General features: G+C 69.2%; 11 protein-coding genes, 1 tRNA gene and 1 pseudogene. 8 read left to right on the plus strand and 5 right to left on the minus strand.

The genetic code is table 11. The features are described 5' to 3' along the window. Positions 1–968 (plus strand): TRAP transporter large permease (locus HY726_16150; protein MBI4610531.1); only part of this gene is annotated, 968 nt, incomplete at its 5' end. Positions 969–971: 3 nt separating this feature from the next. Continuing rightward, a pseudogene (locus HY726_16155) lies at positions 972–1,211 on the plus strand (LLM class flavin-dependent oxidoreductase). A 167-nt stretch (positions 1,212–1,378) separates the two neighbouring features. Here the strand turns inward: HY726_16155 and HY726_16160 are convergent. The 5 genes from HY726_16160 to HY726_16180 all read right to left on the minus strand — a co-directional run bounded on the left by HY726_16160 (position 1,379) and on the right by HY726_16180 (position 5,661). Further along, complete coding sequence (locus HY726_16160; protein ID MBI4610532.1) at positions 1,379–1,585, minus strand: hypothetical protein; 207 nt, start codon at positions 1,583–1,585, stop codon at positions 1,379–1,381. 34 nt (positions 1,586–1,619) lie between these two features. Further along, a complete protein-coding gene (locus HY726_16165; protein MBI4610533.1) occupies positions 1,620–2,471 on the minus strand; it encodes a metal-dependent hydrolase in 852 nt (283 codons plus the stop codon). Between the two features lie 113 nt (positions 2,472–2,584). After that, entirely contained in the window at positions 2,585–2,989 is a 405-nt protein-coding gene (locus tag HY726_16170; protein ID MBI4610534.1) for a VOC family protein, read from the minus strand. Between the two features lie 52 nt (positions 2,990–3,041). After that, a tRNA-Val gene (locus tag HY726_16175) sits at positions 3,042–3,118 on the minus strand. A 197-nt stretch (positions 3,119–3,315) separates the two neighbouring features. Continuing rightward, positions 3,316–5,661, minus strand: a complete 2,346-nt coding sequence (locus HY726_16180) for a xanthine dehydrogenase family protein molybdopterin-binding subunit (protein ID MBI4610535.1) — start codon at positions 5,659–5,661, stop codon at positions 3,316–3,318. 211 nt (positions 5,662–5,872) lie between these two features. Between HY726_16180 and HY726_16185 the strand changes: the two genes are divergently transcribed. From HY726_16185 to HY726_16210, 6 genes are all read left to right on the plus strand, one after another. Then, positions 5,873–7,120, plus strand: coding sequence for a penicillin-binding protein activator (locus HY726_16185; protein MBI4610536.1), 1,248 nt, complete (start codon positions 5,873–5,875; stop codon positions 7,118–7,120). Positions 7,121–7,175: 55 nt separating this feature from the next. After that, positions 7,176–8,039 carry a branched-chain amino acid ABC transporter permease gene (locus HY726_16190; protein ID MBI4610537.1) on the plus strand — a complete coding sequence of 288 codons (864 nt, stop codon included), beginning with the start codon at positions 7,176–7,178 and terminating at the stop codon, positions 8,037–8,039. A gap of 1 nt (position 8,040) precedes the next feature. Beyond that, positions 8,041–8,985 (plus strand): branched-chain amino acid ABC transporter permease, encoded by a 945-nt coding sequence (locus HY726_16195; protein MBI4610538.1) that lies wholly within the window; start codon positions 8,041–8,043, stop codon positions 8,983–8,985. A 2-nt stretch (positions 8,986–8,987) separates the two neighbouring features. Further along, positions 8,988–9,734 carry an ABC transporter ATP-binding protein gene (locus HY726_16200; GenBank protein MBI4610539.1) on the plus strand — a complete coding sequence of 249 codons (747 nt, stop codon included), beginning with the start codon at positions 8,988–8,990 and terminating at the stop codon, positions 9,732–9,734. Then, entirely contained in the window at positions 9,727–10,482 is a 756-nt protein-coding gene (locus HY726_16205; protein ID MBI4610540.1) for an ABC transporter ATP-binding protein, read from the plus strand. Before HY726_16200 ends, HY726_16205 begins: the two co-directional genes overlap by 8 nt. A gap of 11 nt (positions 10,483–10,493) precedes the next feature. Next, positions 10,494–11,068, plus strand: a 575-nt coding sequence (locus HY726_16210; protein MBI4610541.1) for an acetamidase/formamidase family protein, incomplete at its 3' end; no start/stop codon positions are given.

Here is an 11,068-nt window from a genome sequence, read left to right on the forward strand (position 1 = left end):
CATCGGCCGCGACGATGGGGCGGATGGCGTACGAGGAGCAGGTGGGCCGGCGCGGCTACCAGCCGAGGCTCGTGCTCGGCTCCGTGGCCGCCGGAGGAACGCTCGGCATCCTGATCCCGCCCAGCATCTTCTTCATCGTCTATGGCGCCATCGCCGATCAATCCGTGGGCAAGCTCTTCCTGGCGGGCTTCTTCCCCGGCCTCATGATGTCAGCGCTGTTCATGCTCTACGTGGGGATCCGCTGTAGCCTCCAGCGGGGCTTAGTTCCCCACGAGCGACTCGCTCACGCCAATCCGGGACCGGGACGGTGGGGCGCGAGGCTCAAGGGGCTCGGTGAGGTCTGGCCGTTTCTCCTCCTGATTGTGGCCGTGCTGGGCGGGATCTACGCAGGGCTCGCGACGCCGACCGAGGCGGCCTGGGTGGGGGCGTCGGTGGCGATCCTCATCGCCCTTGGCTATCGCGCCCTCACCTGGCAGGGGTTCAGGGACGCCTGCCTGGGCGCAGTCAGGACCACCTCCATGATCTTCCTGATCGTGATCTCCGCCAGGGTGATGACCGTGGCTCTGGCCTACTATGGGGTGCCGGCGCTGATGAAAGACTTCGCCAGCTCCTTCGGCGCGCCGACCGTGCTCCTGCTGATCATCTCCGTCGTCTACCCGATCCTGGGCACCATCTTCGAGGATTTCTCGCTGATGATCATCCTGCTCCCCTTCGTACTGCCCGCGATCCAGGCGGCGGGCTACGACCCGGTCTGGTTCGGGGTCTACATGTGCATGCTGCTGGAGGCGGGGCTACTCTCGCCACCGGTGGGGTTAAACCTCTTCGTGATCCAGGGAGTGACCGGGGCCCCGCTGGGGCACGTGGCGTGGGGGAGCCTGCCGTTTCTGCTGCTCTTGCTTGCCGGCGCCGCGGTCCTGGTCGCCTACCCCCCGCTGGCCCTCTGGCTCCCCGCGGTCTGGCTCGGCTGAGCGATCAGCGTGCGCTGCGGTGTCCTCTTCCTCCCCCGCCGGATTGCCGAGGTGGCCGAGCATGCGCGCCTGGCCGAGGCGGCCGGCTTCGACCTCCTGGGGATCGGGGACTCCCAGTCCCTGTTCCAGGAGGTGTACGTGAGCCTCGCTGTGGCTGCCATCAACACCTCGAGGGTCCGCCTCGGACCCACGGTCACGAACCCGCTCACCCGTCATCCCGCCGTAACCGCGGCCGCCATCGGCAGCGTCAGGAGTAATGCCCTTCGAGCGCGCACCCACGCCGAAGGCGTGGATGTCCTCGTCCGATCGTCCTCTGGCACGCTGCTGAAGATCTGGTTCGAGCGCGGGCTTGGCCCGCGCAACCGACGGGGGAGGTTCGGAAGGGGGGCGGAGCCCCCCTCCGAGGATCTCTACGCCGGCGTGATGCGCTCTTCGGGCACCTCGACCCGCTTCACCCCCTTGAAGCTGAACAGCAGCTCCACGATGTACCGGGGCGGATCCGCCGGCAGGCGCTCCACGATGGTGCCGAGCGCTTTCTTCACGTTCTCGCTGAACGCCACGCCCTGGATGACCAGGCCCGAGAGGTCGACGGTTACCCGCTGGTTGGGCTGGAACACTGCCCCCTCAGGCCCATGCGCGAACCACCCGCAACTAGAACGTCAGCTTGTCACCCGGGCTGATCGGGAAGACTTGCGTCGAGGTCTGACCGAGCGCCGCCTGGTACTCCTGCGGCGTCCCCTTGAGCACGGGGAACGTCCCGTAGTGAATCGGGATCACGTACTTGGGCTTGAGCACCTCCTTCGTCGCGTAGGCCGCATCCCGGGGATCCATGGTGAAGTTACCCCCGATGGGCATCAGGATCAGGTCGGGCTTATAGTACTCGCCGAGGAAGCGCATGTCGCCGAAGAGCCCGGTGTCCCCCATGTGGTAGAGCTTGAAGCCGTTCTCGAACTCGATGATGAACCCGGCGGGCTCCCCAGCGGGGTAGGTGATGGTCTTCTTTGTGGCCGGATCGACGAAGGTCACTTCGGAGGAATGTTCGGCGCGGACCTGGGTGATCGTGATCTGCGGCCCCGCCGGCGTCACCCGCCCGCCTTTGGCGAACTGAATGCCTTGCTCGGGCCTCACCCAGCCCAGGTCGGTCATCGTAAAGATGAGGCCGTAGGGGCCACCAATCTTCGCCCCGGTCCGCTTGGCCAGCTCCCCGGCGTCACTCAATCCATCGGTCCGCCCGAGGTTTCCCACGTGATCCCGATGGCCGTGGGTCACCAGGATCACGTCCACCTTCCCCAGGGCGTCCAGGTTCTTGTACTGCGCCGGGGTCTTAGGATTGTTGGTGAGGAACGGGTCGATGACGATTACCTTGCCGGTCGGCGTGGTGATCTTTGTCGCGGCCTGCCCCAGCCAGTGGACTTCAACCTTGCTGGTCTGGGCCCACACCTTCTCGGTGGCGAGGGTGAACGTCAGCGCGCCGGTGAGCTTCAGGAAGTCGCGTCGCTCCATGGGTCCCTCCCTCCGTCGCCGAAGTTAGAGGACGAGCGTTCGAGGCTGGCCCAGACTAGCCCGAGGCCCTCACGGGGTCAAGACCCGCCTGTGACGACTCCACGACGCCGCCTTTAGCTCCCGAAGTCGCGGAAGCTTCCTCCGGGAACCCGGGGCTGCTCCACGAAGAGCCGCTGGTAGAGGCCCAGGTGGTTCCCCCACGGATCGCTGAAGTCGCAGAAGGCGACCAGCCCGGGGATCCGCGTGACGGGCGAGCACCGCGCGCCGACCTCGCGCTCGACCCGCGGGATTTCGGCCTCGATGTCGTTCACGCGGAGCCGCAGCGAGTACGTCGGTCGCGGCTCGCCCTCGCCGAGCTGAAACCAGAAGTTCTCGAAACCTTCCCACTCGACGAAGTCCGTGTGGGGTTCGAAGTCCGGGGGTCGCCCGAAGAGCCGCGAGTAAAAGGCGACGCCGGCCCGAATGTCCGGCACGCGGAACTCAACCGTGCCGCCGCCGAACCGATCCGCTCGCGCCATCAGAGCTTCCCGCCGCGTATCGAAACGTCGCCGCCTTCCGCCGCGTCCTAGCTGGTGGGCGGAACAGGGCTCGAACCTGTGACCTCGGCCTTGTAAGGGCCGCGCTCTCCCCAGCTGAGCTATCCGCCCGCGCCTGTATCTTAGGGACTTCCGTGACAGCGGTCAACCGCGGACCCCTTGCCGTGCCCGAAACCGTGCCCGCGAGCTTCCGGAGGAGCTCCTGGCTTCCGGAGGAGCTGACGAAGCCTTGCATGGACGTGATCGAAGACCTGATCCGGTCCGGCGTCACCTCTCCGAAGAAATCGTCCCCGGGCGCGCCGGTTTTGCTACGGCTTCGCTTTTCGTGGTAGTCGCAGCGCGCTCCAAACCCGCGGCGCCGTCATTGGCAGATCAAGATGCCGGACGCCCCGACTCGCGAGCGCGTCGAGCACCGCGTTCACCGCCGATGGCAGGGACCCCGCGACGCCCGACTCGCCCGCCCCCTTCACGCCGAGCGGGTTCGTGGTGCACGGCACGCAGTGGTGTCCGATTCTCATGTCGGGCAGGTCGCCAGCGCGCAGGATCATGTAGTCCATGAACGACGCGGTCAGGAGTTGCCCGCTCTCGCTGTAGACGACGGCTTCGCCGAGCACCTGGCCAAGGCCCTGGGCGACGCCGCCGTTGATCTGCCCCTCGACGATGGTCGGGTGCGCAAAGTTGCCGACATCGTCTACGGCCTTGTAGCCAACCACGGTTACCACTCCGGTTTCCGGGTCGATCTCGACCTCGCAGACATGGCAACCGTTGGGAAAGCTCATCTGCGGGGAGACGAACTTGGCCTGGTTGTCCAGTCCCGCGGCGAGGTCCCCCGGCATTCCGGGCATGGTGCGCGCGCGTCGGGCGAGGTCCACGATACCGATCTCCCGATCGGTGCCCGTCACCCGGAATCGGCCGTCTCGGAACTCGATATCGAACGGGGCGGCCTCGAACAGGCGCGCGGCGATACGGCGACCCTTCTCGATCGCCGTGTCGCACGCGAGCGTGGCCGCGCTGCCGGCCATCATCATCGAGCGCGACGCGACGCTCGGCGTGCCGACCGGTACCTGGTCGCTGTCGCCCTGGACGAGCTTGACCGCGCTCACGTCCACGCCGAGCCTCGTCGCAACGAGACGAGGGAACGTCGACAGGTGCCCCTGCCCCATCGCCTGCACGCCGGTGCGCAGCGCGATCGTGCCGTCCTCCTCGAAGCGCAGGTCGACGGTCTCGTCGAGGATGCCCCCCGCTACCTCGAGGAAGCAGCACAGCCCGATCCCCCGCAGCCTGCCCGCCCGCTCCGACGCCGCGCGCCGCGCGGGAAACCCCTTCCAGTCCGCCAGCGCCAGCGCCTTGTCCATCACGGCCTCGAACTCCCCGCTGTCATAGAGCTGGCCGTTCGCCGCCCTGTATGGCATCGCCGAGGCGGGGATGAAGTTGCGCCGCCGCAGCTCCACGCGGTCGATGCCCATCGCCAGCGCCGCCGAATCGATCAGCCGCTCGATGAGGTAGATCGCCTCCGGCCGGCCAGCGCCGCGGTACGGTCCCAGCGGCGCGGCGTTCGTGAGCACCATCTTCACGTCGATCTGGATAGCAGGGATCGCGTACACGCTCGACAGGGTGTTCTTCGTGTTGTTGGTCGCAAAGATGGCCGCGTACGTCGAGACGTAGGCCCCGACGCCCACGAGCGCGCGGACCCGCAGGGCGAGGAACCTGCCGTCCGCGTCGAGCGCGAGCTCGCCCTCGAGGACGCCGTCGCGGCCGTGAGTGTCGGCGAGGAAGCTCTCGAGCCGGCTGGCCCGCCACTTCACAGGGCGGCCGACCCGGCGTGACGCATAGAGCACCGCCGCGTACTCCGCGTACGGCTGCACCTTCATGCCGAAGCCGCCGCCCACGTCGTACGTCAGCACGCGGAGCCGCGGAGGGGGGATCTTGAACACGCTCTCGGCAAGGAGCTTTCGCACCACCGCGACGCCCTGCGTGCCCGCGATCAGCGTGTAGCGCTGCGCCGCCGCGTCCCACTGCCCGATGGCGGCGCGCGGCTCCAGCGCCGAGGGGGCCAGGCGCGTGTCGAGCAGCCGGACGCGCTCGACGTGCGCGGCACGCCCGAATGCCGAATCGACCGCGGCCGCGTCGCCGTCGGTCCAGTCGAGCGCGACGTTGTCCGGCGTCTCGGGCCAGATCGGCTGCGCCCCCGGGGCCACGGCGCGTTCGACGTCGGCGGAGGCCGGCAGCTCGGCCAGCTCGACGATGACGGCCTCCACGGCGTCCCGCGCCTGGGCGGCGGTCTCCGCCACCACGATCGCGATGGACTCGCCGACGTAGCGCACGCGATCGACCGCGAGCGCCGGCATGGCGGCGCCGAACATCCGCGTCCCGCCGCGCCCCGGCAACGACGCCAGGGGCGGGATCGCCCCCAGCCCGTCCGCGGCCAGGTCCCGCCCCGTGAACACGCCGATGACGCCTGGCATCTTCAGGGCTCTCGATACCTCCGTCCCGCGGAGCTCCGCGTGCGCGACCTGCGCCCGCACGAACGCGGCATGCGCCTGCCCGGGCACGTCGATGTCATCGGTGAACCGCCCGCGCCCGGTGAGCAGCGGTTCGTCCTCGCTGCGCAGGGCGTCTCGGTCGCTGCCGAATCGCAGCAGGGTGTCGCTCATCGTCCTCCTCCGTCCGAGCACAGGTGATTGACAGCGCGCCTGCGGGCCGAGTATAAGTATGGGCGCTGGCTGTGGTCAATTATCACCTTTCGACCCCAACGCTGGCCGACCGACACACGGCTCCGCCGCCGGGGGGCGTGGCCGAGAGCCGAACGCCGCACGCACCAGCACGCCCCGGCGATCACGGCGGCGCTCAGCGAAAGGAGGCGTGATGCGTATGATCAGCGACTGGATCCATAGACCTGTGCGAGGCCTCGGCCTCCTGCTGGCCGCCGTCGGCCTCGCCACCCCTGGCGCGGTGGCCGCTCAGGGCGAACCGATCAAGATTGGCCTCCTCCCGCCGGTGACCGGGCCCCTGGCGACGCCGGGCCGGGACATGGTCGACGGCTTCAAGCTTTTCTGGGAGCAGGCGGGCTACAGGGCGGGCGGGCGGAAGGTCGAGATCGTCATCGCCGACACGACCTGCAACCCCGACCAGGCCCTGACCCAGGCGCGCCGCGTCGTGCACCAGGAGAAGGTGCACTTCATGGTGGGCCCGCTCTGCGGTCACGAGGGGCCGGCGGTGGCGCAGGTCAGCAAGGAGACCGGCGTGCCGCTCGTCATGGACCCGGCCGGCGCGGACACCATGACCAAGTGGAACCGCACGCCGACCGTGGTGCGGACGGCGGTGTCGGCGAGCCAGATCGGGCATCCGTGGGGCGACTACATGTACCGGGAGCTCGGCCTCCGCAACGTGACCTTCATCGGACAGGACTACACGTGGGGCCACGAGGTCACCCTCGGCGCCGTGCGCACCTTCACCGAGCTCGGCGGCAAGGTCGCCAAGATCATCTGGAACCCGATCGGGACCCGCGACTACGGCCCCACCATCGCGGCGATCCCGGCCGACACCGACGCCGTGTCGGCGGTGGTCGTGGGTGTCGACCGCGTGCGGCTCTTCGAGGCCTGGTTCAACTTCGGGATGGACAAGAAGAAGAAGATCTACGGCGGCTACTGGCTGCACCAGGACGTCCTGCCGCAGATGGACGACCGCGCCATCGGGCTCGTCGGCAACTCGCTCATCTACGCGGCAGGCCTGGAGACGCCGGAGAACAAGGCTTTCGTCGACGCCTTCGCGAAGAAGTACAAGCGGCTGCCCTCCTGGTTCGCGGAGTGCGCCTACACCGCCGGCCTCTGGACCAAGACCGCCATCGACGCCATCAACGGCAAGGTCGAGGACCGTGCCGCGTTCCTCAATGCGATGCGGACCGTGCGCATCAACGCGCCCCGCGGGCCGGTCAGGCTGGACGAGTACGACAACCCGATCCAGAACGTCTACCTCTCGAAGATCCAGAAGATCAAGCACCCGGAGCTGGGCGAGGTGCTGACCAACGTACCGTTCAAGACGTACCCGGCGGTGTCCCAGTTCTGGAAGTTGACGCCGGAGGAGTTCCTGAAGCGAGGCCCGTACAAGCGGTAGCCCTCGCGGCGCCGGGGGACCTGACCGTCCCCCGGTGCCCCGTTTCCCTCGCACGATGACGACCAGCGCCGTCCTCCAGGCGATCAACGGCACCTCGCTCGCCGCGCTGCTGTTCCTGCTGGCCAGCGGCTTCACGCTCAGCTTCGGCCTCATGCGCGTGGTGAACATGGCCCACGGCGCCTACTACCTACTCGGCGGCTACATCGGGCTCTCCATCGCGGAGGCGACGGGGAGCTTCACGCTGGCCATCCTGGGCGGGGGCGCCAGCATCGTCGTGCTCGGCTACCTGATCGACCGCTTCCTGATCCGGTACACCGGTGAGAACCACCTGGCCCAGGTGCTGCTGACCGTCGGTGTCGCCTTCGTCATCGGGGACGTGGCGCTCAAGATCTGGGGCGGCGACTCGCTGAAGGTGCCGGTGCCGGTGTTCCTGCGCGGCGCCATCGAGCTGCCCGGGGGGCTCGTCTACCCCACCTACCGCTTCGTCCTCATCGTCTTCGGGCTCGCCGTCGCGGGCGCGCTCTGGCTCCTCTACCGGAAGACCCAGATCGGCGCCGTGGTGCGCGCCGGGGTGGACGACCGGGAGCAGGTGAACGCCACCGGCATCAACATCGACCGCCTGTTCATCATGGTTTCGGCGCTAGCGTCCTTCCTCGCCGGCATGGCGGGCGTGGTCGGCGGCGCGTTCCTTACCCTCTATCCCGGCGCCGAGTGGGAGATCCTGATCGTCGCGCTGGTCGTCGTCATCGTCGGCGGGCTCGGCAGCCTGGAGGGCGCGATGATCGGCGCGCTGATCGTCGGCCTCCTCGACGCCTACGGCCGCTGGCTGCTGCCGGAGTTTTCCTACTTCGTGCTCTTCGGGCCGATGGCGGTGCTGCTGCTCCTGCGGCCGCGGGGCCTCTTCGGCCGCGAGGCGTGAGGTGAGCGGGCTCCGCATCGCGCTCGCCCTCGGCGTGCTCGTCGCGGCGTTGTTCCTGCCGCAGGTCGCGGGCCCGTTCTGGATGGGGCTCGTGACGCAGATGTGCGTGTTCGGGCTGCTCGCGCTGGCGGTCGATCTCTTGCTCGGCCACGCCGGCCTCTTCTCGGTGGGCCACGCGTCGTTCTTCGCGATGGCGGCCTACACGACGGCCATTCTCCAGGTGCGCCACGCCGTGCCGACGGCGTTCGCCGCGCCCGCCGGCCTCCTGGCCGGCACGCTCCTGGGCGTGCTGTTCGGGCTCGCCGTCCGGACGCGCGGGGTCTACTTCATCCTGGTCACGATGGCCTTCGGCTACGTCGTATGGGGTGTGGCGCACCGGTGGTCGTCCTTCACCGGTGGCGACAATGGCGTCACCAACGTGCCGTTCCCCGCGGTCGGCCCGCTCCGCATCGAGTCGCACACGCAGTACTACTACTTCGTGCTGGCGGTCGTCGTGCTCTGCGCCCTCGGCTACCGGGTGCTCGTCCGGTCGCCGTTCGGGCTCACGTTGCGCGGGATCAAGGCCAGCGAGACGCGGATGCGGAGCCTCGGCTTCGACTCCGGCCTGCACCTCTACGCGGCCTTCGTCCTCTCCGCAGCCCTGGCCAGCTTTGCCGGCGTCCTCTACGTCTACTACAACCGCTTCGTGAACCCGGTGGCGTCGTCGGTCCCGATCTCGGTCGAGGCGGCCCTGATGGCGATCGTCGGCGGCACCGGGACCATCGTCGGGCCCTTCATCGGCTCGGTGATCATCCTCGGGCTGCGCAACTGGGTGTCGAGCTTCTTCGAGCTGTACGCCGCCGTGATGGGCCTGGTCTTCGTCGCCGCCGTGCTCTGGGCGCCGCAGGGGGTGGTCGGGCTCGCCGTCCGCCTCCGAGCGCGGGCGGCGGTGGCGATGGGGCGGTGACGATGGCGACCGCGGCGGTCGAGGTCGGCGAGCTGACCAAGGAGTTCGGCGGCCTGCGCGCCGTCGACCGGGTGTCGCTCCGCGTCGGTGCCGGCGAGCGGCGCGTGCTGATCGGCCCCAACGGCGCCGGCAAGACGACGCTCTTCCACTGCATCACCGGGACGCTCCTGCCGACGGCCGGGCGCGTGACGTTCTTCGGCCGCGACGTGACCCATCTGGCGGAGTTCCGGCGCACGGCGCTCGGCATGGGGCGGACCTTCCAGATCTCGAACGTGTTCGTCGAGCTGACGGTCCTCGAGAACCTCGTCCTCGCCGCCATCGGCACCGACCGCCGGAAGTGGGTCATGCACCGCCCCGTCGGCGCCTTCGATGGCGCGCGGCAGAAGGCGCGCGAGGGCCTGCAGCTGGTCGGCCTCGCCCACCGCGCGGAGGACTCCGTGAGGCTCCTGTCCTACGGCGAGCGCCGCCAGCTCGAGCTGGCCCTGGCGCTCACTGGCGCGCCCCGTGTGCTGTTCCTCGACGAGCCGTGCGCCGGCCTCGCGCCCGCCGAGCGCCACCGGATCTCGCGGATGATCGGCGACCTCCCGCGCGATCTGACCGTACTGATGATCGAGCACGACATGGACGTGGCGCTCGGCCTCGCCGACCGGGTGACGGTCCTCCATCGCGGCAAGGTGATCCTGGAGGGCACGCCGGGCGAGGTCCAGGCCAACCCCGAGGTCCGCGAGGTCTACTTCGGTCATGTCTGAGCCGCTTCTCTCGGTGCGGGAGATCCACACCTACTACGGCGACAGCTACGTGCTCCAGGGCGTGAGTCTCGACGTCTCCGAGGGCCGCATCGTCGCGATCCTGGGGCGAAACGGCATGGGCAAGACCACCCTCATCCGCTCGGTCGCGGGGCTCACGCCGCCGCGCCGGGGCGACGTCGTCTTCAAGGGACGCTCGCAGCGCGGCCGACCGCCCTACGCGATCGCCCAGCAGGGCCTGGCCATTGTCCCCCAGGGGCGTCGCATCTTCCGCTCGCTCACCGTGCGCGAGAACCTCCTGCTGCCAACGAGCCGGCTCGCCCGCGGCTCCGGCTCGACCGGGGGCACGGACCGCCGCACGCAGTGGGACCTCGCCCGCGTGCTCGCGGAGTTCCCGCAGCTCGCCGAGCGGATCGACCACGCGGGCGGTGCGCTCTCCGGCGGTGAGCAGCAGATGCTGGCGGTCGGGCGCGCGCTCATGGCCAACCCGGATCTCATCCTGATGGACGAGCCCTCGGAGGGCCTGGCGCCGCGGCTCGTGCAGCAGGTCGAGCAGATCATGAAGAGCGTCCGCGACCACGGTCACGCGATCCTGCTGGTCGAGCAGAACTTCGCCCTCGCCCTGTCGGTCGCCGACTACATCTACGTGCTGACCTCGGGGCGCTTTGTCTTCGGAGGCACGCCCGAGGAGCTCTCCTGGGCCACCGAGATCCTCGACTCCCACGTGGGCGTCGCCGGCGGGCGCCCGTAAGGAGGGCGGTCATGCCTGCCCACCATGTCCTCGATCCCTCGCCCGACACGGTCCACTGGGGCTACTTCGACGCGACGATCCCGGCCCGGCTGACGGTCGACTCCGGCGACACCGTCACGGTCAACACCGTTTCCGGCGGCCGCGTCGAGGTCGCGGACCTCTCGATCATGCGGCCGGACCACCGCGAGATCGTCGAAAAGCTCCGGCCGGTCCTGGGCCCGCACATCCTCACGGGGCCCATCGCGGTCCGTGGCGCCGAGCCGGGCGACACGCTGGAGGTGCGCATCAAGTCGATCGACCTCCTGGTCGATTGGGGCTGGAACGTGATCCGGCCGCTCAAGGGCACGCTCCCGGAGGATTTCCCGGAGTTCCAGCGCCGCCTCATCCCGATCGACCGCAAAGCGATGACGGCGCAGCTCCCGTGGGGCCCCACGATTGCGCTCCGGCCCTTCTTCGGCATCCTCGCCACGGCGCCGCGCCCAGAGTACGGCACGGTTTCGTCCATCGAACCTCGCGAGTTCGGCGGGAACATGGACAACAAGGAGCTGGTGCCCGGCACCTCCCTGTTCCTTCCCGTCTTCGTGCC

The organism is Candidatus Rokuibacteriota bacterium (genome assembly GCA_016209385.1).
Classification (GTDB): domain Bacteria; phylum Methylomirabilota; class Methylomirabilia; order Rokubacteriales; family CSP1-6; genus JACQWB01.